The sequence below is a fragment of the Rhodococcus sp. 06-235-1A genome, from assembly GCF_002258785.1.
In the GTDB taxonomy this organism is placed as follows: Bacteria; Actinomycetota; Actinomycetes; order Mycobacteriales; family Mycobacteriaceae; genus Rhodococcoides.
This window is the reverse complement of sequence record NZ_NOYI01000009.1, coordinates 17,651-39,832: the sequence shown is the minus strand read 5'-3', so window position 1 is coordinate 39,832 and position 22,182 is coordinate 17,651. Positions and strand designations below refer to the sequence as shown.

Here is a 22,182-nt window from a genome sequence, read left to right as displayed (position 1 = left end):
ATTTCTGTGTGGAGAAGTGCGGAAAGGATGTCGGTCAGTACACCGAGATCGGGGGTCCGCGACGAGAAATGGCCCAGTCCAGGGCGGCGCCGTGCACCGAGGGAACCGCAACCGACATGGATACGCGACCGACGGCGGTACCGTCGGGCAGGGGAGTGAGAAGCGCAAGAACGGCGCGGACGATGGAGGTGATCGGGCCGTAGAGGCGTTCGGCGCTGGCGATCATCAGCGCGGCGACCACCGAGGCGGCTGCGTGGAAACCGATCATCGCCGTGCTGGGCAGTAGCGAGTGGCTGTGCAGCATGCCGGTCATGTCGCTCAGGCTCAGCGCGATGTGGGTGAAAAGTTGGCCTGCCATCAGAGCCAGGAGCAACAGAACGGTCGAACGCCGGGGCAGCGCCGTCATGGCACCGATGCCGATGCTGACGACGGCCAGCAGGGCCAGTGCGGAACCGTCGGGATACCCGCCCCCGGCCATGCCGTGTGCGGCCACCGCGAGCGCGGCGGTGACGGTTCCGACAGCTCCGCCGCGAAGCGGTGCGGCAGAAGCGTCGGTCGTCATGTGTTCAGTGGGTTCAGCGCACGCCGAGACGGGCGAGCAGATCGGCCTCGATGCCGTCGAGCTCCGCGGAGATAGCGGCGTGGGCGGTCTTACGGCGAGCGGGCGGCATCTGCTCGGACGCACGCACAGCGGTGGTCAGATCGTCCAGACGCTCGCTGATGGCCGCACCGAAACTCTTGGTCTCGGGATCCGAACGGCGTTCCCCAATGGTGTTCAGCGACTTCTCGGCACCGGCGATGCGGGCACTGAGCCTGCCGCCGTGTCCGGTGTACTCGCTGAGCTGATCCGGAGCGATACCCAGCTGCTGGGCCTTGCGGTTGTCCAGCTGCCCCCGAACGACAGTGGCCGCGCGGTAGGCGATCGGAGCCAGCACCGGCAGCAGCAGTCGAGCGATGCCGAGGTACTTGCGGATCTGCGCCACGCTGAGAGTGCCCTGCGCAGCGGCCTTCTGCTGCGCCCGCAGAGCCGAGACCTGCGCCTTCTCGACGTTCTTCTGCGACTTTGCCTCCACAGCGCTGAGCTTGCGCTGCGCCTTGGCGATCGACTTCAACTGTTTGCGCTCGTTCTTCGCGCCGAGCTTCGCTTCCAACGTGGCCTTGTGCTTGAGGGCCTTGGCCTCTGCCTTGCGAGTGGCACGACCCTTACGCTTGCGGAACAAACCCATCGACAAGGCTCCTGACATGTGCTGCTAGGCGGAAACGGTGCGTTTCACACACCTTATCGGGCGGTGGTGTTCGCAGGCCGACGGGCGGTGATCTGCACCGGCTGTCGGAGGGCTGACCTAATGTCTTGAAGTGTGAACGGTCGACGAGCTCCTGCACCCGTGCTGCTCGACGCCGGATCGTTGACGCGGTGTCGTCATCGGCTCTACCTCGATACCGCCTACGGATCGCTGCTCCGCGGAGAACCGGAGAACCCCGGGGTACGCCAGCGCCGGGAAGCCGCTCAGGCGCATCGTGAGAACGTCCGCGCGCAGTTGGCTGGGCCCGATCCGACGAAGTGGATCGAAATCGACGAACCCACTGCCCATGCCGCCGCCGATGCGACCATCGCTGCCTGCCGGGCCGGAGTCGAGCGCATCTGGAATGCGGTACTGCCTCTGGAACGCGATACCGGTCGACGCGGACGCAGCGAACTGCTGGTGCGCGACGCGGCCGGTGGGTACATCCCGGTGATCGTCGTCAACCACAAGGTCACCGATCCGGGCCGGGGCGCGAGAACCACCCCGCTTGACCGTTGGGCTCCGGGCGTGGACGAGACCCGCAAGGTGCGTAGTCAGCTTCGCGACCAGCTTCGGCTCGCCCACCTGTATCGCATGCTGGCGCACGAGGGATGGGCCACGGCCACACCCGTCGGCGGCGCGGTGGGCTATCGAGGCGAATGCATGTTGGTGCACGACCTGACGACTGTCCTGGCCGAATACGACACCCGCTTCGCCGATCGGCTCGCCGTCGCGCAGGGCAGCGCGTTCACCGTTCCCTCTCAGGTGAGTGAATGTCGTTCGTGTGCGTGGTGGTTCGACTGCAAGCCGCAACTCGAGGCCGTTCGCGACGTCTCGCTGGTCGCCTCCGGCTCCCGCGCGGACGTGCTCCGCAGCGCGGGTGTGCGCACCATCGACGAGTTGGCGCAATGGACCGGTCCGGCTCCCGAGGAGTGGCCGTTCGGGAACTTCGACGACGCGGTGTCCGCGGCGCTGGCCTGGCGAGCCGATGTGCCCTTGCTGCGGCGCTCGGAGACCGTCTCGGTGCACCGCGCCGACGTCGAGGTGGACGTGGACATGGAGAGCTACCAGGAACACGGCGCGTATCTGTGGGGCACTCTGCTCACCGAAGCGGGTGGTCCGCCGCCGACCTACCGGGGCTTCGTCACGTGGGATCCGCTGCCGACCGTCGACGAGGGGCGCTCGTTCGCGGTGTTCTGGAAGTGGCTGATGGACACCAGGGCCGACGCGGCCGCACGCGGCAAAACCTTTGCGGCGTACTGCTATTCGCGTCAGGCCGAGGACAAGTGGTTGCTCGACTCGGCCCGTCGCTTCGCCGATATTCCCGGGGTGCCCACCGAGGCGCAGATCCGCGAGTTCATCGACAGTGAGCAGTGGGTGGACATCTATCAGGCCGTCAGTGATCAGTTCATCTGCCCGAACGGCAAGGGCCTGAAGAAGATTGCGCCGGTGGCAGGATTCGCCTGGCGTGACGACGAGGCAGGCGGCGAGGCGTCGATGGGTTGGTACCGCGAGGCCGTCGGATACGACGCGGAGCCAGACCTCACCCAGCGCGAGCGGCTACTGGTCTACAACGAGGACGACGTACTCGCGACGAAAGTGTTGCGCGAGTGGATGTCCGACCGGGCGGAGAAGGAGATCCCGACGGTGGCGGACCTGCGCGCTCGCGCGTGACCCCGCACCGTTCGGCGGGGCCACGCGGAGTGGTCAGTGGTTAACGCGGAGCCATACGGATTGCGCCGTCCATGCGGATGGTCTCACCGTTGAGATAGTCGTGCTCGGCGATCATCTGGACCAGCTGCGCGTACTCGCTGGGCTGAGCCAGACGCGACGGGAACGGTACCGACGCCTCGAGGCCCTGACGGTATTCCTCGGTGACGCCGGCCAACATCGGGGTGTCGACGATGCCGGGGGCGATGGTGTTGACGCGGATACCGACCTGCGCGAGGTCGCGGGCAGCGGTGATGGTCATCGCGTGCACGCCGCCCTTGGAGGCGGTGTAGGCGATCTGACCGATCTGGCCCTCGAACGCCGCGACCGATGCGGTGTTGATGACGACGCCGCGCTGGCCTGCGTCGTCCACGGTCGACTGCGACTGCATCCGGTTCGCGGCCAGCCGCATCACGTTGAACGTGCCCAGCAGGTTGATGGTGATGACGGTGCGGAACAGCTCGAGATCGTGCGGTCCCTTCTTGGACAGGATGCGGCCCGCCCAGCCCACGCCCGCGCAGTTGACGACGATGCGCAGCGGCACACCGGATTCGACGATGGTGTCCAGTGCGGCCTCGACCTCGGCCTCGCTGGTGACATCTGCGGGCAGCAGAGTCACCCCGGCCGGGACGCTGTCTCCGGCGCGCTCGATCGACTGTGGCAGATCGAGCCCGAACACGGTGACGCCTGCGGCGGCCAGACGTGCGGCCGTTGCGGCACCGAGGCCCGACGCTCCACCGGTGACAAGTGCTGCTGTTCCTGAAATCTCCACGTCGTACGATCCCCTTCGTTCACGGTGGCGGGCCGCGGCACAGGCAGCGGCCTCGTAGTCGCTTGCACCATAACCGGCGGGACACCTCACCCACCCTCAGGCGCCCTGAAGGGGGCCTACTTGATCCCGCTGCGCGCGAATCCGGCGATGAAGTACTTCTGGAAGAACAGGAACAGCAGTGCCATCGGCACGACGTTGATCAGCGCGAACGCCATCGTGGCACCGTAGTCGCTGTTCGCCTGGCCCTGCAGGTACAGCAGTCCGATGGGCAGCGTGAACAGCTCGTTCTCCCGCAGTGCAATCAAGGGCCACGCGAAGTCGTTCCACGATTGCAGCAGGCTCATGAAGGCGAGGACGGCGATCAGCGGTCCCGACAGGGGTAGCACGACGCGCCGGAAGATCTGCCAGTGTCCGGCACCGTCGAGTCGCGCCGCCTCGAGCAGTTCACGCGGAATGCCGAGCATGAACTGGCGTGCGAGGAACAGCCCGAATGCCGACGCCGAACTCGGCAGGATCACCGCCCAGTACGTGCCGTACAGGCCGAGGCCGACGACGATGCGGAACAGCGCCACCATGATCACCTGCACGGGCAGCACCAACGTTGCCAGCGCGATGAAGAACAGTGGCGTCGAAAACCGGAACCTCAAGTGCGCGAAAGCATATCCGGCCAGCAAGCTCGTGACCACGGTGATGATCGTGACGACGACGGCGATGGCGATCGAGTTGCCCAGCCACGTCGCGACCGGGAACGAATCGAAGACGCGGGTGACGTTCTCCCACGTCACCTGCCGTGGCCACAGCCGCAACTCGCCGCCGCCCAGCAACTCCCCTCGAGTCGAGAACGCCACGGCGAGCATCCAATACAGCGGCGCTATGGTGATCAACCCGATGACGGCGATGATCACGGTGCGCAGCACCAGTGCCCGGCGAGCGGACGCGTTCCTCGGCCCGCTCATTCGACCAGGTCCTTCGTTCGGCTCGCGCGCCACTGCGCGGCGGCGAACGTGAGGGCGAACAGGAACAGCACCATGCCGATCGACGCGGCGTAACCCTGGTCGCGGGTGACGAAGCCCGTCTCGTAGGCGTAGGTGACCAGCACCGATGTTGCCCCGCCCGGTCCGCCGCCGGTGAGGACGAAGACCAGATCGAACACCTGGAACGAGTAGATGACGTTGAGTACCAGTAGGAAGAACGACGTCGGACCCAGCAGCGGCACCGTCACGTTGCGGAAGCGTTGAAATGCGTTCGCGCCGTCCAATCGGGCAGCCTCGTACAGATCGGGACCCAGACCTTGAAGGCCGGCCAGGTAGATCAGCATGTTCAGCCCGGTACGCCACCACACGGTGGCGATGACGATCGATGCGAACGCGGGCCCGGGAGAGGACTGCCAGTCGATGGCGGGCAGACCGAGGAAACCGATCAGATTGTTGAGCACACCGGAGTTCTGGTCGAACACCAGAACGCCGATCAGTCCGGTCGCAACGCCCGAGACGGCCATCGGCAGGATCACGAGTGAGCGCCACAGCGGCCGGGCAGGTAACGCGGAATTGAGCAGTACCGCAGCGATCAGACCGAACAGCATCGACAGCGGAGTAACCAGCGCTGTGAACACCAGCGTATTGATCAGTGCCCGCCAGAACAGCGGATCCTCCACCAGCCGTGCGTAATTGGCCGCGCCGACGAACTCGCCGGCCCCGAATCCGTCCGTCTGCTGCAGGCTGACGACGAACGCGGCGACGAGGGGAACGAGCACGAACACGGCCAAGAGGGCATAGCTGGGAGCCAGAAACCCGGCGGCCGCGAATGCTTCTTTCCTCGCGCCGGCGCGCTTGGTCTTGGGTTTCTGCTCGGCCTTGATTTTCTGCTCGGCCTGGGTGATCGGTGTGGCCGTCATGCGCCGGTGACCCCGGCGATGCCGGTCTGCAAGGCGGAGACGGTGGCGGCGGCATCCTGCGAACCCGCGAAGGCGAGATCGAGCTGCTCCTTCAGAACCGGAATGATCGCCGACATCGACGGTGACGCCACCTGAGCTGCATCCTGCGGCTGCACCGTGGTCGCCTGCGCCGCGAAGATCGGGGCCAGCTCCGAGCGGATATCGAACTCGAGGTCGGAGTTGAGCAGGTCGGTGCGCGTCGGCAGCAGCGACGCGGCTCTGCAGAAGTTGCGCATCTGCTCCTGCTGGGTGACGAACTCGAGGAACGACGCCGCCAGCTCCGGCTGTGCGGTCTGCGACGTCGCCACGAGTGCATTGCCGCCGAAGTCGCCGCCGCCCCGGCGATCTCGCGGCGCGTAGGTGGCCGTCCAATCGAAACTGGCCGTGGCATCGGCGTCGGGCAATTGGAACGCACCCGACCACACCATGGCCACCGACTGCGAGAACCAGGCCTCGCTGGCGTAACTCGACGACGCGATGGTGTTGTTGGCCGGCACGTAGCCCTTCGAGAAGAAGGACGACGAGAATTCGACGGCCCGACGAGCCTCGTCGGAGTCGATCAACGGCGTCTTCTGGTCCTCGGCCAGGAAGGATCCGCCGGCCTGGAACAGCAGACTCAGCCAACGGGTGACACCGTTGCCCTGCCAGTTGTAGGCCCACGGATACTTGTCGGCCGGCAGCGAGGAACGTAGTCGATCGCCGATCGACGCCAACTCGTCCCACGTCCAGGCTTCGTCCAGGGTTGTCGGGACCGAGTCGATACCAGCCTGCGACAACAGGTTTCGGTTGACGAGAATTGCCGACGTATCGGTATGGTGCGGCAGGCCATAGGGAATTCCGCCGTTCTGCACCGCGGCCCACGCCGTCGGCGTGAACTGATCACGCGTGTCCGACGCCAACAGCGGCGACAGATCCAGCAGTTGGCCTCGGCCGGCATACGCGCCGAACGTGTAGTACGGAACACGGAAAATGTCGGGCGGATTGCCCGCCTGGAGCTGGGCGTCGATGTTGGTGAACATCTGCTCGTACGGCACTGCGTTGAGGGTGATCGTCGACCCGGGATTGGCCGCCTCGAATGCGCTGATCGAGGCTCGGAAGCCGGCCAACTCGGCGTCGGTTCCCCATGTGGTGAACGTCAGCGTGCCCTCGGCCTGTTGCGACTGGTTGGACTTGACGAAGCCGCACCCCGCCAGCAGCAACGGTACTGCGGCGGCACCGGATCCGATGAGGAAGGATCGACGATCGAGAGGCATTGCGGGGCTCCGTTCACCGGCTGCGGCTGCGCAGACCAACTGGTCCGCCGCAGGGTAACCACGACGGTCTGCGCCCAAACCCGGCCGTCAGCCTCGGTGGTGTCCGGTGTCGTCGTACTCGACTCGCTGCGCGCCGTCGCCGAAGTCGTCGAGCAGAATGGTTGCCGCGACGGGACGGCCGGGAGGTAGCAGCCGGACCGTCACCGAGCCACCGTCGGCCCCGTCGAGTGTGCTCGATGCGGCGGCCACGATGCGCTCACGCACATCGTCGTTCAGCTCGGCCGGGGCTCGGTCGTCGAGCATCATCACCTCGACCCCGCGGGCCCGGGCCGATCGCGCAGCGCGAGCGAGGTCGGGTCGCACCAGACCGCGGGCGCGCAGGGAGTCGCGAAGCTCGGCTTCGAGCAACACGCACGGGAGGATCTCCTCCTCGGTGAGGTCGGGACCGTCGGCGATGCGCTGCAACAGTGGACGGGCCAACGCATCGAGGCTGGCCAGGCGGGCGTCTCGTTCCTCGAGGACGGCGGCCGCTGCAGCCCGAGACGCGATGCGCACCGTCGACTGCTCGCGTAGCTCGAAGATGGCTGCGGCCAACGGCCGAATGGTGAAGGCGAAGAACGTCGACATCAACAGCGGCGCGACGTTGATGGCGCTGAACGACAGCCCGTACAGCACCCCTTGATCCGTCAGCACAGCCCACCCGATGGCAACGGACATGCTCAGCGTCAGTCCGACCCACGCAGCCGGTGTGCGGCCGCGGACGCACATGAAGGTGTAGATCACCACCGACATCCCCAGTGGCCAGGTCTGCAGACTTCCCGTCAGTGGCACCGGCAGCACCGCGAAGACGAACGCCCCCGCCACCGGACCCGATGCGGTCAGCAGGACCGTCGACCGTGTGCTCAGCGGATCGCCCGGAGCGCCGAGCAACAGGGCGACGGCTCCGGCGAACACGAGCACCGCCGCGTACGGCGGCCACACCGAGGACACGCCGTCCAGAGTCGCTGTCGCACAGACCGCGCACGCGAGTACGAAGAACACGGCGACGGCGTACGCGGCCGTCGACTTCATCGACAGCAGGTCGCGGATGTCCTGACCGTTCATCGCTTCCAACCCAACTGCACGGTGGTGCCGGCGGCGGAGGATCGGATGTCGGCCGATCCGCCGTCGAGCTGACGCATCCGGCCTTCGATGCTGACGGCGACGCCGAGCCGGTGCGGCGGTACCGAGCGTCGATCGAAGCCGATGCCGTCGTCCTGCACGACGACCTGCAGGGTCGACGGGGCCAGCCGTACGGTGACCGAGTGGGTCGACGCCTGGGCGTGAATCCGACTGTTGCGCAATGCTTCTGCGAGTGCGGCAGCGACAGCGCGGACGACGTCTGCTGGGTAGTCGTCCGATCGTTCCCGACCTTCTTCTCGGACGACGAACTCGATCGACTCGTCGACCGTCGTTGCGGCAGAACGAAGCTGAGCGAGTGCCTCGTCCGCGGAGAACGTTTCGGAGACGGTGCCGGTGGTCAGGTCGTCCAGATGGGTGAGAGCCGAGCTGGCCTGGCGAGCCAGGCTGGGGGTACGACCGTGACGCGCGACGGCGAGCAGGGACGACATGACCTCGTCGTGGATCAACGCGTCGAACCGTTCCCGTTCGACTTCCCTGGCCGTGGCCGCTGCTGCCCGGGCGGCATCGTCGTGCGCCGAGGAGATGGTGGCATCGAGTATGCGTCCGGTGCGCATCGCGGCGAGTGTCGCCGCCACGAACACCGTGCAGAACATCATCGCGAAGAAGATCTCCGCGATCACATTGCTGCGGGGGAACGGTTCTCGCACAGCCTGATTGATGAGCTGCACGATGACGACGCTGACGGTCATGTGGGCGAATGCCGGGACGGGACCCCACACCGTCGCCGCCGCGAGTGCAGCGAGACCGGGGAACACCGCGAGAAATGTCCCGGCCTGATCGAATGTCACGCCGTCCCAGGCCGCCCACCACAACAGAGCCATGACCGGGAACGTCGACGCCGCGACGGAACCGGCGATCCTGATGACCGTGATACTCGGATGAAAGGTCAAGGCCCCGAACGCGAAACCGCTGCCGAACACGAGTATCACGGTGACAGGAGTCCACCAGCCGGGCACCACTGCGCTGCTGCGCACGATGTCCGGGATCAACAACAGGAGGTAGATGAGATAGCCGGTACCGACGAACCGGCCGAAAATTCTGATCAATCGGTCGGTCGATCGATGCGCGGCATCGGTACCGGCGACCTGCTTCTGGTTGTCCATTCACCCCTCCGGAGGAGGAGTGTAAGCGAAGGTCAGACGTCTTCGGTGGCAGTCTGCCGTTCGGCTTTCTGCGCTGCCCTCGTGCGAGAGTGTCGAACGAACGCAACGACGACGGCCGAGAGCACGACGACCACCCCGGCCGCGATGTACGGGGCGGCGGTGCCCGGCATCAGACCCTCGAAGAAGAGGACCGCACCGAAGACGAAGAACAGTATTGCCGCGCCGTACTGAATGATGCGTTCCGGCAGGTGCTTTCCGAGCACCGCGCCGACCACGATGGCGAGCGCGTCGGCCGCGACCATGCCGACCGTCGAGCCGATCCACACGCCGACCCAGTCGTTGTCGGCAGCGAGAGTGACGGTGGCCAGCATCGTCTTGTCGCCCAGTTCGGCGAGGAAGAACGCCGAGGCGATCGCCAGGAAGGCAGACTTGGTGACGCGGGAGGCTTTCGCGCCCTCGTCGTCGGACAGGGAGTCGCCACGCAGCGTCCAGAGTCCGAAGATGACGAACGCGATGCCGCCGACGATGGAGATCAGCTCGGTGGGGATGGACACGCCGAGGAAGTGGCCGACCGCGACCGAGACCAGGTGCACGACGGTGGTGGCAACGGTGATGCCGCCGATGACGACGTACCACTTGTAGCGCAGGGCGAATGTCATGGCCATGAGCTGGGATTTGTCACCCAGCTCGGCGACGAAAATGACAGCGAAACTCAACAGTAATGCGGACAGCACAGCAGACTCCTCGGTCGTCGAACGGACCGAAGGTCTCGCCCACCGGAACTGGCCGGTTCAGGTGCCGGGTTGCTCTCGAGCAACCAGTATGTCGACACGTTGATTGGGGGCTACTCCCCTTCGCTGCAGACGACTTTAAGAGGATGTTCGCGAAATGTCCAATGCGCCAATAAGTTTGGGTTCCCGAAAATTCGTGTGCGGGGAGCGGTCAGGAGGCGAGGAGCATGGCCAAAACTGCGGTGTCGGGATCGCTGATGGGATCGAGCCCCACTCTGCTGACCATGGAGGTCACGGTTCCGTCGGACTCCGCCTCCACCCAGGCCGCCCGATGGTCGAGACCGAGGTGTGGAAGGCCGGGCAGCAGGACGCAGCCCGACGCCGCACCCGCGCACTCGGGCAGCGTCGGCGTCGTCTCCGACGGCGGATGCAACATAAGCAGTGCGGCCGGCTGATGGGCCGAGAAACGTCCGGGGGCCAAGGCGAAATCACCGATCACCGGCCCCTCGGCGACGACCAATCCCACCGTTCCCGGCTCCGGGTCGTCGGGCAACTCCTCGCGGACCCCGAACACGGTCGACGTCGCCAACAGGCCCGGCATCGAGGCAACTCGCACGGCAAGGGCCAGAAACTGAGCCCATTCCTTGGTGGTGTCCGGCCAACGGCCGGAAATCACGAATCCGCGGAGCAAACCGGCGGCATGAAACGGTGAAACACCGATGAGATCTCGCTCGTTCATCTCGTCATTCCTCCCAGACAGGTACAGGGCGCTAGCCGGGTACACGACGTTGGGTAAAGAAGAGAATGACCCGAAAGCGGCTGGCACACAAGATGGGGAGAGTGCCAGCGAAACGTAGCGCACCTGCCGGGGGCCGCCGCCCGATAGGCTCCCACGGTGAAAATCGAGAGAATCGGCCGGCGAGTCGGTGTCGCAGCACTGCTGTGCGTCGTCGCGGTCGCCGGGTGCAGTCGGGACGCGTCGAGCACCGACGAGAGCAGTGGCGATGTCAGAACCGTGCAGCACGCATTCGGCGACACGAACATTCCGGTGGATCCGCAGCGCGTTGCCGTGCTCGACGGAGACCGCACACTGGAAGCCGTCGTGGCCCTGGACGTGCAGCCCATCGCGGCGGTGAAGCCACCGTTGACGGGTGACTACGCGCCCGTCGTCCGATCCAGGCTCGCCACCGAACCGACCGACATCGGATCTGCCGACGCCGACATCGACGTCGAGGCCCTGACGGCCGTCGAACCGGACCTGATCGTCATGCGCACCACGGGGGAGGACAACCGAGCGCTGTACGAACAGGTCCGCTCGATCGCCCCGACCGTCGTCGTGGAGTACACCCCGGCCTCGTGGCAGAACACTCTGGAGCAGGTGGGGGACATCTTCGACCGGCGGGAGAGCGCTGACGGCTTGTTGGCGGATTATCGCCGAGCGGTCGACGAATCCGCGGCGCGCGCACCTCGCGACGACAGCACGTTGACCGTCGCGCGCGTGCGAGCCGACTCGTTGCGATACATGACCCAGGACGGATCGTTTCCGTACTCGGTTCTGGCGGACCTGGGCTACCGCGCCCCCGCGCAGCAGGATCGCGGTTCGGACGCCGTGCAGACCGTCGACGTCAGTCCGGAATTGATCGATGTACTGGCGGCCGACGACATCCTTCTGCTGACCGACGCCGGGACGGAGGATGCCGCGGCACAGCTACGACAGAACCCGCTCTTCACCGGACTCGGCGCCCGAGTGACCGAACTGCCGTCGAAGGACTACCTGTTCGGCAACGTACTGACTGCGCAGGCCCTGGTGGAGACGGCGGCCGGAATCGGTGGCTGACATGCCTGCATCCGAACGGTGGGGCGGGTGCGCCGCCGTGGCCCGCGAGAGCGACGAGTCTCTCCGCGGCACGGCTGCCAGGGCCGACGGCTGGCTGCTGATCGAGCACCGAGGGCCGTGGGGCACAGAACCGTGGGGATCGGACGGTCCGCTGGGCCGAATCGGCGTCGAACTGGCGCGTCGTTGCAAGGCCGCAGGGGTGCGCCCTCAGCTCGTGCGTGACGCTCGCAGCAGGCGCGAGTCCACCGATACGCGCCAGGTGTTTCTGGTTCATTCGGGTCGGCGCGGTCCATGGCTGGAGCGATACACGATCGACACTCTCGAGGAGGTGCTTCGACTACCGCTCGAAGCCGCCGCCGAGAGCACTCCACCCGGCACCGGGACTAGCGTCGACCAGCCGCTGTACCTGGTGTGCACGCACGGGAAGAAGGATCCCTGCTGCGCGGTGTTCGGTCGTCCCGTGGCGACCGCTCTGAGTCGGCCCGACGGACGGGTGTGGGCATCGACGCACCTCGGTGGCGACCGGTTCGCAGCCGGAATGGTGGCACTGCCGGAGGGCAGCTACTACGGCAACCTCACGCCGGCGAATGCTGGGGCCGTGGTGGATCGCCACGACCGAGGACAGCTGACGCTGCAGCACTACCGGGGCCGATGCACCGACGACACGGCAGCTCAGATAGCCGAACACTCCGTGCGCACCGAGTACGGCCTCACCGGAATCCACGACGTACGCCCGACCGACGTCACGTGGTCCGGTCGGGTGGCCGACGTCGTCGTGGCGACGGCATCGGGATCGTTGCGGGTGCAGGTGACTCCGAATCCCGAGCCCCCGCGCAGAACGACCTGCCGCTCCGAGGCGTTCGCGACGCCCGACCACGGCCGCACCTCGATCCGGTCGATACCTGCAGCCGACGGGGCATGACTTCGAAACGAGACAGGGCCACCGCATCCGTTGCGGTGGCCCTGTCTGCGATTGCGCGACGTCCGGCAATCTCTTCCGGTTACGGGAAGATCAGACCGGGGGTCTTGGAGGTAGCGGCCTCGAAACGAGCCTGGACGTCGGCCCAGTTCACGACGTTCCAGAACGCCTTCACGTAATCGGCCTTGACGTTCTTGTACTGCAGGTAGAAGGCGTGCTCCCACATGTCGACCTGGAGCAGCGGAATGATGCCGAGCGGTACGTTGGCCTGCTGATCGTAGAGCTGGAACGTGAGCAGCTTCTTGCCCAGCGAGTCGTAGCCCAGAACGGCCCAGCCGGAGCCCTGCAGACCGTTGGCGGCAGCGGTGAACTGTGCGCGGAACTTGTCGAACGAACCGAACTGATCGTCGATCGCGGCACCGAGCTCGCCCTCGGGCTTGTCGCCACCGTTGGGCGAGAGGTTCTTCCACCAGATGGAGTGGTTGACGTGGCCACCGAGGTGGAACGCGAGGTTCTTCTCGTGCAGGAAGATGGCTGCGTGGTCGTCGTTGTCGCGCGCTGCGGCGAGCTTCTCGAGTGCGGTGTTCGCGCCTGCGACGTAGGTGGCGTGGTGCTTGGAATGATGAAGCTCGTTGATCTCGCCCGAGATGTGCGGCTCGAGGGCGGAGTAATCGAAATCAAGGTCGGGCAAGGTGTACTCGGACACGTGGTTCCCTTCTCTAACGACGCCGTACCCATCGTGTGATGCGGGCACGTTCGTCCTACTGCGGATCTTTCGTAGGGTTCAACCCAATCTCATTCCTACCCCCAGTGCAACAGTTGTAACCGAGATGCTTTTCTCGGAATAAATTCGTGTGAACGTCGCAGTCGAATTGTCAGGCTGAGAATCTGCTCCGAATATCACGAAACAGTTGCGGAGCGGCTCCGGATTGGTCCGAAAGATGAACGGAACCTAAACTCGCGGGTGTGAGTGGGGACCGGCCGGGCCAGAACACGGTCGACGAGTCCGTCACCGAACAGCCGGTCGCCGCGCCCCGAGTCCAGATGGACGGTGCCGACCTCCTCCGCGTCATTGCCGTTTTCGCGGTCTTGTACTCACACATTTCTTTCTATCTGATCGACGACATCGGCGGCGGCTGGTGGATGATCGACCTGGTCAACGCAGTACTCATCGAGGACGCGGGACTGAACCTCCACCTGTCCTTCGTCGGCGTCAGTATGTTCATGCTGCTCACCGGCCTGCTGATCACCCGATCGGCCATGCGGAACTCACGTCGGGACTTCATGGTCGCGCGTCTGGCCCGCCTCGTCCCTGCACTCTGGTTCGCCGTCGCGATGGCCGTCATTCTCGTCAAGCTCGGCCTCAACGGGATGTTCAGCGGTCAACCCGGAATATCGAACGGCGAAGCGCTGCTCAGCTTCTTCCTCGGCGGATTCTTCCTCCGCCCCGAAGTCGCCGTCCTGGGAGTCACCTGGACGCTCGTCGTACAGATCGTGTTCTACCTCTATTGCATTTCGATGCGCGGGGCACTGCGCAGCAGGCCGATCGCTGTACCGCTGATCGGCGCAGCACTGTGCGCACTGGTCATCGTCTACAACCTCTACCTGCCGCAGCCCTACACGATTCCATTCCTGACGAAAGTCGCCGGCGTACTGCCGACGCTGTTCCTCGGCCAGATCATCTACCTCGGATGGGCCAAACTGGTCACCTGGCGCTGGGTCGTCGTGGGCGTCATCGCCCAGATCGAAGTGATCCGACTCGCCATCGAGGTACACACCTTCTGGATGGGCGACACCTACCTCTGGACCCTGCTGGTCATCACCGGAACCGTCCTGATCCTCGCCCGATACGACGGACCCATCACCCGCTGGCCCGTCATCCGATGGATCGGAACACGCAGCTACGCGATCTACCTCATCCACACCCTGGTGCTCTACCGCATCTACGCCACCGTCGAACCGCACCTGGGCCCCAGCGCCGCCGTCCTCGCCTTCCTGGCGGGTACCGCGTTTCTCGCCGAAATCATGTACCGCTGGATCGAACTGCCCGCAGCACGACACATCAGCGCGACGTACTCACGCCTGCGCGCCCGATCCGCCGCCTGACCCGAGGCCCCCTGGGTACTCAATGTGACGTTCAGTGGCCTTTTCGGGGGTCGATGTCACGTTGAGTGGACTCGGGCGGGCGGGGTTCGGTGGGATCAGAGCTGCGGGAGAACCTCGGACGCGACGAGTTCGAGGTGATCGAGATCGGTGAGATCCATGGTCTGCAGGTAGACGCGGGTGGCTCCGACGGCTCCGAAGCTACCGATTTTGTCGACCAGTTCGGCTGGGCTGCCCGCGGCACCGTTCTCGCGTAGTTCGGCCACCTCGCGGCCGATCGCGGCGGCGCGTCGAGCGATGTCTTCTTCCGTGCGGCCGCAGCACAGGACGAGGGCATTGGAGTAGACGAGGGAGTCGGGATCGCGGTCGGCGGCAGTGCAGGCAGCGCGGACGCGACCGAACTGGGTCTCGGTATCGGCCAGCGAGGCGAAGGGGATGTTGAACTCGTCGGCGTATTTCGCAGCGAGCGCCGGGGTGCGCTTCTTACCGCCGCCGCCGATGACGATGGGCGGGTGTGGGGTCTGCACCGGCTTGGGGAGCGCGGGGGAGTCGGTGACGGGGTAGTGCGTACCGGCGTACGAGAAGGTGTCGCCGACCGGTGTGTCCCAGAGTCCGGTGATGACGGCCAGTTGCTCTTCGAGTCGGTCGAAGCGCTCGCCGAGCGGCGGGAACGGGATGCCGTACGCCTTGTGCTCGTCCTCGAACCAGCCGGCACCGAGGCCGAGGTCCACGCGACCACCGCTCATGGCGTCGACCTGCGCGACGCTGATGGCGAGCGGTCCCGGGTAGCGGAAGGTGGCCGAGGTGACCAGTGTGCCCAGCCGAATGGTCGAGGTCTCGCGAGCGATGCCCGCGAGGGTGATCCACGCGTCGGTGGGGCCGGGGCCGCCATCGCCGCTCATCGCCAGGTAGTGATCGGATCGGAAGAATGCGCCGTAGCCGAATTCCTCGGCAGCTTTCGCCACATGGAGTAGATCGTCGTACGTGGCGCCCTGTTGCGGTTCGGTGAAGACGCGTAGCTCGATGGAAGTCATGTTCGTCAGCGTAAACAGCGGATTCGACCGACCGCAGACGGCGGCTGTGTCAAATCACCATCGATCCACAGCCTGGGTTGGTACTCGATACACCGCGAGACGAACTCGATGCCCTGACCTGTGGATAGAAACCGGCACGGGCCCCGATTCTGTGCATCAACCTGTGGATATTGTGGATAACTTCTGTGGCGAGAGTGACGTAGGGCATAGCAGCGTGTCGCGTCGGTCGTCGGGACACGGGTGGCAGCCCCGCGCGACACCGTGACAAGATCGAGGTGTGTCTCACCCCGAGCAGTCGCCCGCCGTCACCGTCGACCGACTCCCGGTGCCGTTTCCCGAGACGGCACTGCTTCTCGACGTACGCGAGGACGACGAGTGGCAGGCAGGGCACGCACCCGAGGCCGTGCACATCCCGATGGGCGACATTCCGTCCCGCGCAGGCGAGATCGACAACCAATCCGAGGTCTACGTCGTCTGCAAAGCCGGTGGTCGCTCGGCTCGCGTCGTCGAGTACCTCAACCGCGTTGGCTACGAAGCCATCAACGTCGACGGTGGGATGCTCGCCTGGCAGGCCGCGGGTCGTCCGATCCAGCGCGACGACGACTCCCACGAAGCGAGAATCATCTAGATGTCGGCACCGCAGGGACGCGCGCAGGCGTTCCAGGTCTGTGCGCGCTGCGGCACCCGCTGGGCGGTCGGCGCACGGCCGGGTACCTGGTGCCCCCGCTGCCACGGCGTCCTACTGTCGCCGGTGTCCACTCGGGCACCCGCTCAGGGCCGCCGAAACTTCCGTTGGGTCGCACGCCCGGCGACGTCGCGCTCGACATCCGCTCGTGCGACTCGAACGGCAGCCCCGACTCCGACGCCGCACTACGAGTCGCCGCCCACCTGGGGCCTACGTGACATCCCGCGCGATCCGGCCGCGAATCGCCCCGTGGGTCGCGTCGAGCAGTACGCCGCACATGCTCCGCTGCTCGTCACCGTGACCGCGATGTTGCTGCTGCTCGCCGTGTTCGCCGAGGTGTTCCGCTACGCGATATTGCTGTACAACCGCACCCGGCTGGTCTCACCGATCACGCTGGCCGCATCCGATGCGCTGGTCTACTTCGCCCAGGTCGGTGGGCTCGTCGTCGGTCTGTTTGCCCTGATCGCCTCCGCGTGCTGGCTGATCGAGCAACGCCGGCTCGCCTTCGCCGCGGTCGGCACTACCGACCCGCGGTCGGTGCGATGGATGCTGCTGCTGTCGATGCTTCCTCTGGTGCGCATCGTCATGCCGGGGGTGTATCTCACCGAGGTGGTCCGTCTTCGAGGCGATTCCGGGGCCGACGTGCATCGTGAACGGTCGCTGATGGGTATCTGGTGGGGTACCTGGGCCGCGAGCAATGCGCTGGTGATCGTCCAACTGCTGTGGAATCTGCAGAACACCCTGCAAGCTCGGGCGGACGGAGTTCTGCTGTCGGCATTCGTGGCCGCAGTGGCTGCGGGTTCTGCCGTGCTGACCCTGACGGTGATGCGCCGCTTCGAGGGCCGCACACTGCGCGGATCGACCGTGGCGCGGCCCACCCGCTGGGTCATGGCTACCGGAAACAAGGCCACCGGCAGCGAGACCACCGGCTCCGATCGCACCCCGATGGACCGGCCCGCAGAGCAGGAACCCGAGGCGGTGACGGCGTCGTGAGTGCCGATCGCCGGGGGCCACTCGTCGTCGCACACCGAGGTGCCTCGGCGGCCAAGAAGGAACACACCCTCGCGGCCTACGACCTCGCTCTGCGCGAGGGGGCGGACGGGGTGGAGTGCGACGTCCGGCTCACCAGGGACGGCCACATCGTGTGCGTGCACGATCGCCGCGTCGATCGAACCTCGAACGGCACCGGCATCGTCAGCGAGATGGACTTCGCCGAACTCGCCGCGCTGAACTACGGCGACGAGGACGAACCTGCCGAACTCCTGACGCTGCACGACCTCATCTCCCTGGTACTGGACTGGAACAGCAAGCCGGTCAAGCTCTTCATCGAGACCAAGCATCCGGTCCGCTACGGCTCGTTGATCGAGAGCAGCGTGCTCGCCGAGCTGCACAAGTTCGGCATCGGCGCGCCCGCCTCGGCGGACCATTCCCGCGCGGTCATCATGTCGTTCGCACCGTCGGCAGTATGGCGCGTACGCCGCTCGGCACCGATGCTCCCGACCGTCCTACTGGGCGACAGCTCGCATTACCTCGGCGGGGGAGCGGCAACGACCGTCGGGGCCACCGCCGTCGGTCCGTCGATCCGAGCGCTGCGCGAGCACCCGGCCATCATCGACCGAGCTGCTGCGTCGGGTCGGGCGAGTTACGTGTGGACCGTCGACGAGAAGGAGGACGTGGACCTGTGCCGCGAGCTCGGCGTCGGGTGGATCGCAACCAATCACCCCGGCCGAACGCGAGCCTGGCTCGAATCGAAGAACGTGTAGGTTTTCGGGCGTGGGTAAGAGCAAAAGAAACAGTGGACCGAAGCAGGACAGCAACCGAGCAGCGAAGCTGGCGCAGCGAGAAGCAGAACGCGCGAGCATCGAATCGTCGTCGGCTCGCCCGTTCGAAGGCCTCGCTGCCGAATGCGACCTGGTAGCGCTGCGTGAGTTCGTTCCGTCGGCGACGGCCACCGCGCCGATCACCGTGGACGGTCGCACGATCACGCTGGCAACGGTGCTGCCCGGTGCCGTCGCGGCGCTGGTGCGCGAAGACGCGGGCTCCGTCGAGGGATTCGTCGGCCTCCAGGTGCAGACGCAGTCGAAAGACGTTGCAGCGGATATCAGTAGCGCACTCGGCTGGGTGTCGACCGCCCCTGCAGGCGAGTCCCTCGAAGCCGCGAAAATCACCGACAGCACCCCCGCGCTGACCGAGGTGCTCGACACCTCTGCGCTGCTCGACATCACCGTCCATCAGGATTTCAACTGGTGGATTCCCGAAAGTGCAACTCCCGCAGCCGATGTGGCCGCCACTGTGGAACGAGCGAACCAGGCGATCATGCCCTCGGCGCGGATCGAGGCCGATGGCGTCGTCGCGGCATGGTGGGTGGATGCCGGCGACAAGGCACACATTCGGTGGGTTCGCCCCGAGAGCGAGGACGACGTGATGCTCGCTCTCGCACGCCTGCACGCTGCGGGCGATCTGCACTTGGGAGAGGGTTCACGCTACGCCGGTTCGTTCCGTACGCATGGAGTGCTGGTGCCGGTGTTCGATCTCGATCCCGAGATGCATCCCACCGAATGGGCTGCGCCCACAAAGGAATTCGGAGACAAGCTCGGCGAGGCGCTGGCGGTCGACGGTCCCCTGACCGCGGCGCAGCTGCGTTCGCGCGACGGCCTGCGCGCCCGTCAGGTCACCCTGCGCTAGAACGCGAGCCGGGTGACCATCCGAACAAGGGCTGCTTGTTCGGATGGCCACCCGTATGAGCGCGAGAGTCTTCGCGCGTTACTCGTGGGATGTTGCGGTGCGAATCAGAGCGATCCGCCGGCAACGGTGGGTGCGCCCGAGTCGGCGACCACGCTGGTGTTCATCTCGCGGGCAACGAACTGCTCGAGGTCGAACAGGTTGTGGCCCGCGCGATCGGCGATGTTGAGCAGCGTCTTCATGCTGGCAACTTCCTCGACCTGCTCCTTGAGGAACCACTGCATGAACTGCTCGCCGAGGTAGTCGCCCTCCTCGCGTGCGGTGCTCGCCAGAGCGATGATCTGCTCGGTGACGGTCTCTTCCTGCGCGAGCGCCAGGGCGATGGCCTCACGCGGGTCGGTGAAGACGGACTTCGAGGCGTCGACGCCGGTCAGCTCGACAGTGATGTCGCGATCGAGGAAGTACTGCACGATCATCATCGCGTGGTTGCGCTCTTCGACCGACTGCGCGTAGAAGTGCTTGGCCAGCTGCGGCAGATCGACATTCGCGAAGTAGACGGCGGTGGCGATGTACTGCTGCGAAGCGTTGAACTCGTTGCGAATCTGGTCGCGGAGAAGTGCGTGGAACTTGGTGTGGCTGGTTTCCTTGATGTCTGCGCTCATGCAGAGGACGATATGCCTGGTCAGAGGGCATTGTCATCCAAGTCGAACCTTATTGAGGCGAACGTGGCCTAATACAGTGGATCCTAAATGTCCGCTCTGAGCTGGGCGCACGTTAAGCGCGACCCGCCTCTTTCGGGGCATTGGTGGCGCGGATCACCGAGGAGCCGATTTCGCGAGCGACGTACTGTTCGATGTCGAACAGGTTGGATCCGGCCCGCCGGACGATGTTGAGCAGACTCTGCATCGCCGCCACCTCCTCGACCTGCTCGGTGAGGAACCAGTGGGTGAACTGCTCACCGATGTAGTCGCCTTCGGCCCTGGCAGCGCGCGCCAGCGCGGTGATCTGCTCGGTCACCGTCGTCTCCTGCGCCAGCGCCAATTCCACCGGTTCGACCACCGACTCGAATGCCGTCACCACGTTGTCGATGCCCGACGCGTCGACATCGAGTCGATTGTCGATAAGGAAGCGGATCATCATCATGGCGTGCCGACGTTCTTCGGCGGACTGGGCGTAGAAGCGCGTGGCCAGCTGCGGCAGATCGTTGCGGTCGAACCACACCGCGATCGCGACGTACTGCTGCGATGCGGTGAACTCGTGCCGCACCTGAGCGCGCAGGAGATCGTGGAACGACGGACCGGGTGTTGCGGCAGGCTGGGCAGACGGCGATGTCATGGTCCACAATCTACAACCCAGGGTAGTTCCGCAGGCTCCTCTCCCGGCTACCGCTCATGCCTGCCGATCAGGGGCCGCCGGTCAGCAGTTCCGGAGGTATCTCGCGATCCTGCGCGATGGCGTCGAAGAATGCCGGAGCGCGAGTGTCGTCCCACAGCAGTACGTTTCCGACGTCGGAGTCCTGGAATCCGCCCACGGGAACCGTCGTGGTCACCGGACCTCCGCGCATGGCCCAGGCCAACGCGGCGAGATTCCAGATGTGATCTCCCTCGTCGACGCTCAGTGACGACGCGGTATCGGACACCAGCGGCCACAGCTTCAGTGGGTTGAGGAAAGTCGATGCACTGGTGGCCTTTTCGAGGAGCGCAGACATGAATGCGCGCTGATTGTTCATCCGGTCGAGATCGGCCAACGCCGTCGCGCGGGACCGCACGAACCCGAGTGCCTCGGACCCGGTGAGATCCTGGCAGCCGGCAGGAATGTTGATGCCCGCCAACGGATCGTCGATCGCATTCTGCACGCAGACGTTGACCCCACCGACCGCATCGACGATCCCGGCGAAGCCGCCGAAGCCGATCTCGGCGTAGTGATCGATGTGCACCCCGGTTGCACCCTCGACGGTCTGCACCAGCAGCGACGGACCGCCGAACGCGAACGACGCGTTGAGTTTGTCCTGACCGTTGCCCGGAATCGACACGTACGAATCGCGCGGCAGGCTGACCATCGTGGTGGCGCCGCCGCCGTCGGGGATGTGGATCAGAATGATCGTGTCGGTGCGGCTCGGGCCCACCTCGCCACCGGTCGCCAACGCGGCTTCCTGTTCGGGAGTCAGACCGGCTCGCGAATCCGACCCGACGAGAAGCCAATTGGTGCCCGGAGTGTCTCCGATGCGGCCGGGATACGAGGCGAGCGCGTCGACCCGCGTCAACGAGCTGTCGACGTAGTAGACGGCACCGCCGATCCCCAGCAGGAGGACGAGCAGCACGAGGAGGAAACGGCGACCCCAACGTCTGCGCTTACGCGGCTTCGCAACCTTGGGGGGACGCGAATCACGTTGTGGTCGAGCGGGTTCGGGGCGGCGCAGAGCTCGTTGCGCAGGTGCTGCCGGTTGCCTGCGCTCCTCGGTGAACGGTTCCGGCTGCTGGCGCGGGGCGTACCCGGTTCGACCCTGCTGCTCGTCCGTGGGTCGTGAGTACTGACGCGTCGAATTGGGTGCATCGGGTGTACTCGACTGGGGCGTACGAGACTGTGCCGAACCGGGTTCCGGAGCCTGCGACCACGCCTGCTGGCCCGCGGCCGGGCGGGGCGGTCCGGCGACTGGCCGACCGTCGCGCCGAATGAACTCGGTGCCTTCCGGGACGTGGCCCGGTGGGATGGGTAGGCCACGCGCCGGACGCTCGGGCGGCGGTCCCGGACGCTGTGACATCGGTCCCGGACGATGGGGAGGCTCGGGGTTGTACTGGCGCGGCCCACGCTCGGGTGGCGGCTGACCGGGGCGATACCCGCGAGGAGGCGGCGGCGGTTGGGCGGACGGCTGTCGGGAGGGCCGTTGGGCAGGTGGCTGCTTGCCGGGGGAATGTTGGCCGGGGGAATGTTGGCCGGGCCGCGGCTGAGCGGGCG

At 65.9% G+C, this 22,182-nt stretch carries 23 protein-coding genes; 8 read left to right on the top strand and 15 right to left on the bottom strand.

Annotation, left to right across the window (positions count from 1 at the left end; translation table 11 throughout):
• Nucleotides 1-34 precede the first annotated feature (34 nt).
• Together CH275_RS06940 and CH275_RS06935 are read right to left on the bottom strand one after the other, a co-directional pair.
• Nucleotides 35-562 (bottom strand): hypothetical protein, encoded by a 528-nt coding sequence (locus tag CH275_RS06940; RefSeq protein WP_094676525.1) that lies wholly within the window; start codon nucleotides 560-562, stop codon nucleotides 35-37.
• Nucleotides 563-575: 13 nt separating this feature from the next.
• Nucleotides 576-1,226 carry a DUF6474 family protein gene (locus CH275_RS06935; protein WP_094676523.1) on the bottom strand — a complete coding sequence of 217 codons (651 nt, stop codon included), beginning with the start codon at nucleotides 1,224-1,226 and terminating at the stop codon, nucleotides 576-578.
• 162 nt (nucleotides 1,227-1,388) lie between these two features.
• On the opposite strand from CH275_RS06935, the gene CH275_RS06930 reads away from it, so the two are divergent.
• Complete coding sequence (locus CH275_RS06930; RefSeq protein WP_094677241.1) at nucleotides 1,389-2,957, top strand: TM0106 family RecB-like putative nuclease; 1,569 nt, start codon at nucleotides 1,389-1,391, stop codon at nucleotides 2,955-2,957.
• Between the two features lie 40 nt (nucleotides 2,958-2,997).
• Here CH275_RS06930 and CH275_RS06925 read toward each other — a convergent pair whose 3' ends face one another.
• The 8 genes from CH275_RS06925 to CH275_RS06890 form a co-directional block, all read right to left on the bottom strand.
• A complete protein-coding gene (locus tag CH275_RS06925) occupies nucleotides 2,998-3,765 on the bottom strand; it encodes an SDR family NAD(P)-dependent oxidoreductase (RefSeq protein ID WP_032380920.1) in 768 nt (255 codons plus the stop codon).
• A gap of 116 nt (nucleotides 3,766-3,881) precedes the next feature.
• Entirely contained in the window at nucleotides 3,882-4,721 is an 840-nt protein-coding gene (locus tag CH275_RS06920) for a carbohydrate ABC transporter permease (RefSeq protein ID WP_094676521.1), read from the bottom strand.
• On the bottom strand, nucleotides 4,718-5,659 hold the full coding sequence (locus tag CH275_RS06915; protein WP_094676519.1) for a carbohydrate ABC transporter permease: 942 nt from the start codon (nucleotides 5,657-5,659) through the stop codon (nucleotides 4,718-4,720). The genes CH275_RS06920 and CH275_RS06915 overlap by 4 nt, the downstream gene beginning before the upstream one ends.
• On the bottom strand, nucleotides 5,656-6,951 hold the full coding sequence (locus CH275_RS06910; protein ID WP_094676517.1) for an ABC transporter substrate-binding protein: 1,296 nt from the start codon (nucleotides 6,949-6,951) through the stop codon (nucleotides 5,656-5,658). The genes CH275_RS06915 and CH275_RS06910 overlap by 4 nt, the downstream gene beginning before the upstream one ends.
• Nucleotides 6,952-7,038: 87 nt before the next feature.
• The gene (locus tag CH275_RS06905) at nucleotides 7,039-8,055 is read right to left on the bottom strand and encodes a hypothetical protein (RefSeq protein ID WP_094676515.1); all 1,017 of its coding nucleotides are present in this window, start codon (nucleotides 8,053-8,055) and stop codon (nucleotides 7,039-7,041) included.
• A complete protein-coding gene (locus CH275_RS06900) occupies nucleotides 8,052-9,236 on the bottom strand; it encodes a hypothetical protein (protein ID WP_094676513.1) in 1,185 nt (394 codons plus the stop codon). The genes CH275_RS06905 and CH275_RS06900 overlap by 4 nt, the downstream gene beginning before the upstream one ends.
• 32 nt (nucleotides 9,237-9,268) lie before the next feature.
• The gene (locus CH275_RS06895; RefSeq protein ID WP_094676511.1) at nucleotides 9,269-9,970 is read right to left on the bottom strand and encodes a TMEM165/GDT1 family protein; all 702 of its coding nucleotides are present in this window, start codon (nucleotides 9,968-9,970) and stop codon (nucleotides 9,269-9,271) included.
• Nucleotides 9,971-10,178: 208 nt separating this feature from the next.
• On the bottom strand, nucleotides 10,179-10,706 hold the full coding sequence (locus CH275_RS06890; protein ID WP_094676509.1) for a peptidase: 528 nt from the start codon (nucleotides 10,704-10,706) through the stop codon (nucleotides 10,179-10,181).
• Between the two features lie 156 nt (nucleotides 10,707-10,862).
• Here CH275_RS06890 and CH275_RS06885 point away from each other — a divergent pair, with 156 nt between their 5' ends.
• A complete protein-coding gene (locus tag CH275_RS06885) occupies nucleotides 10,863-11,804 on the top strand; it encodes an ABC transporter substrate-binding protein (protein WP_094676507.1) in 942 nt (313 codons plus the stop codon).
• Nucleotide 11,805: 1 nt separating this feature from the next.
• Nucleotides 11,806-12,726 carry a sucrase ferredoxin gene (locus CH275_RS06880; RefSeq protein WP_094676505.1) on the top strand — a complete coding sequence of 307 codons (921 nt, stop codon included), beginning with the start codon at nucleotides 11,806-11,808 and terminating at the stop codon, nucleotides 12,724-12,726.
• Between the two features lie 79 nt (nucleotides 12,727-12,805).
• On the opposite strand, the gene CH275_RS06875 is transcribed toward CH275_RS06880, so the two are convergent.
• Nucleotides 12,806-13,429 (bottom strand): superoxide dismutase, encoded by a 624-nt coding sequence (locus CH275_RS06875; protein WP_094676503.1) that lies wholly within the window; start codon nucleotides 13,427-13,429, stop codon nucleotides 12,806-12,808.
• 338 nt (nucleotides 13,430-13,767) lie between these two features.
• Between CH275_RS06875 and CH275_RS06870 the strand changes: the two genes are divergently transcribed.
• Nucleotides 13,768-14,829, top strand: coding sequence for an acyltransferase family protein (locus CH275_RS06870; RefSeq protein WP_094677239.1), 1,062 nt, complete (start codon nucleotides 13,768-13,770; stop codon nucleotides 14,827-14,829).
• Between the two features lie 95 nt (nucleotides 14,830-14,924).
• Here CH275_RS06870 and CH275_RS06865 read toward each other — a convergent pair whose 3' ends face one another.
• Nucleotides 14,925-15,851 carry an LLM class F420-dependent oxidoreductase gene (locus CH275_RS06865; protein ID WP_179276057.1) on the bottom strand — a complete coding sequence of 309 codons (927 nt, stop codon included), beginning with the start codon at nucleotides 15,849-15,851 and terminating at the stop codon, nucleotides 14,925-14,927.
• A 286-nt stretch (nucleotides 15,852-16,137) separates the two neighbouring features.
• Here CH275_RS06865 and CH275_RS06860 point away from each other — a divergent pair, with 286 nt between their 5' ends.
• From CH275_RS06860 to CH275_RS06845, 4 genes are read left to right on the top strand one after another with little or no spacing between them, the layout of a single operon-like run.
• Nucleotides 16,138-16,488, top strand: coding sequence for a rhodanese-like domain-containing protein (locus CH275_RS06860; RefSeq protein WP_094676499.1), 351 nt, complete (start codon nucleotides 16,138-16,140; stop codon nucleotides 16,486-16,488).
• Nucleotides 16,489-17,538, top strand: coding sequence for a DUF4328 domain-containing protein (locus CH275_RS06855; RefSeq protein ID WP_094676497.1), 1,050 nt, complete (start codon nucleotides 16,489-16,491; stop codon nucleotides 17,536-17,538).
• On the top strand, nucleotides 17,535-18,308 hold the full coding sequence (locus tag CH275_RS06850) for a glycerophosphodiester phosphodiesterase (protein WP_094676495.1): 774 nt from the start codon (nucleotides 17,535-17,537) through the stop codon (nucleotides 18,306-18,308). Before CH275_RS06855 ends, CH275_RS06850 begins: the two co-directional genes overlap by 4 nt.
• Nucleotides 18,309-18,318: 10 nt before the next feature.
• Nucleotides 18,319-19,230: a DUF5926 family protein gene (locus CH275_RS06845; protein ID WP_094676493.1), complete on the top strand. Its 912-nt coding sequence runs from the start codon at nucleotides 18,319-18,321 to the stop codon at nucleotides 19,228-19,230.
• A gap of 104 nt (nucleotides 19,231-19,334) precedes the next feature.
• Here the strand turns inward: CH275_RS06845 and CH275_RS06840 are convergent, their stop codons facing one another.
• The 3 genes from CH275_RS06840 to CH275_RS06830 all read right to left on the bottom strand — a co-directional run bounded on the left by CH275_RS06840 (nucleotide 19,335) and on the right by CH275_RS06830 (nucleotide 21,988).
• Nucleotides 19,335-19,889, bottom strand: a complete 555-nt coding sequence (locus CH275_RS06840) for a ferritin (protein ID WP_037186588.1) — start codon at nucleotides 19,887-19,889, stop codon at nucleotides 19,335-19,337.
• 112 nt (nucleotides 19,890-20,001) lie between these two features.
• Entirely contained in the window at nucleotides 20,002-20,562 is a 561-nt protein-coding gene (locus tag CH275_RS06835; protein WP_094676491.1) for a ferritin, read from the bottom strand.
• Between the two features lie 67 nt (nucleotides 20,563-20,629).
• Nucleotides 20,630-21,988, bottom strand: a complete 1,359-nt coding sequence (locus tag CH275_RS06830; RefSeq protein ID WP_256990895.1) for an LCP family protein — start codon at nucleotides 21,986-21,988, stop codon at nucleotides 20,630-20,632.
• Nucleotides 21,989-22,182: the final 194 nt, after the last annotated feature.

Bases quoted from the DNA above. Each gene is read 5' to 3' on its own strand.
- CH275_RS06870 (WP_094677239.1), top strand. From the start codon at position 13,768: ATGGACGGTGCCGACCTCCTCCGCGTCATTGCCGTTTTCGCGGTCTTG.
- CH275_RS06935 (WP_094676523.1), bottom strand. From the start codon at position 1,226: ATGGGTTTGTTCCGCAAGCGTAAGGGTCGTGCCACTCGCAAGGCAGAG.
- CH275_RS06905 (WP_094676515.1), bottom strand. From the start codon at position 8,055: ATGAACGGTCAGGACATCCGCGACCTGCTGTCGATGAAGTCGACGGCC.
- CH275_RS06915 (WP_094676519.1), bottom strand. From the start codon at position 5,659: ATGACGGCCACACCGATCACCCAGGCCGAGCAGAAAATCAAGGCCGAG.
- CH275_RS06840 (WP_037186588.1), bottom strand. From the start codon at position 19,889: ATGAGCGCAGACATCAAGGAAACCAGCCACACCAAGTTCCACGCACTT.
- CH275_RS06890 (WP_094676509.1), bottom strand. From the start codon at position 10,706: ATGAACGAGCGAGATCTCATCGGTGTTTCACCGTTTCATGCCGCCGGT.
- CH275_RS06855 (WP_094676497.1), top strand. From the start codon at position 16,489: ATGTCGGCACCGCAGGGACGCGCGCAGGCGTTCCAGGTCTGTGCGCGC.
- CH275_RS06835 (WP_094676491.1), bottom strand. From the start codon at position 20,562: ATGACATCGCCGTCTGCCCAGCCTGCCGCAACACCCGGTCCGTCGTTC.
- CH275_RS06830 (WP_256990895.1), bottom strand. From the start codon at position 21,988: ATGTCACAGCGTCCGGGACCGCCGCCCGAGCGTCCGGCGCGTGGCCTA.
- CH275_RS06940 (WP_094676525.1), bottom strand. From the start codon at position 562: ATGACGACCGACGCTTCTGCCGCACCGCTTCGCGGCGGAGCTGTCGGA.
- CH275_RS06920 (WP_094676521.1), bottom strand. From the start codon at position 4,721: ATGAGCGGGCCGAGGAACGCGTCCGCTCGCCGGGCACTGGTGCTGCGC.
- CH275_RS06910 (WP_094676517.1), bottom strand. From the start codon at position 6,951: ATGCCTCTCGATCGTCGATCCTTCCTCATCGGATCCGGTGCCGCCGCA.
- CH275_RS06900 (WP_094676513.1), bottom strand. From the start codon at position 9,236: ATGGACAACCAGAAGCAGGTCGCCGGTACCGATGCCGCGCATCGATCG.
- CH275_RS06880 (WP_094676505.1), top strand. From the start codon at position 11,806: ATGCCTGCATCCGAACGGTGGGGCGGGTGCGCCGCCGTGGCCCGCGAG.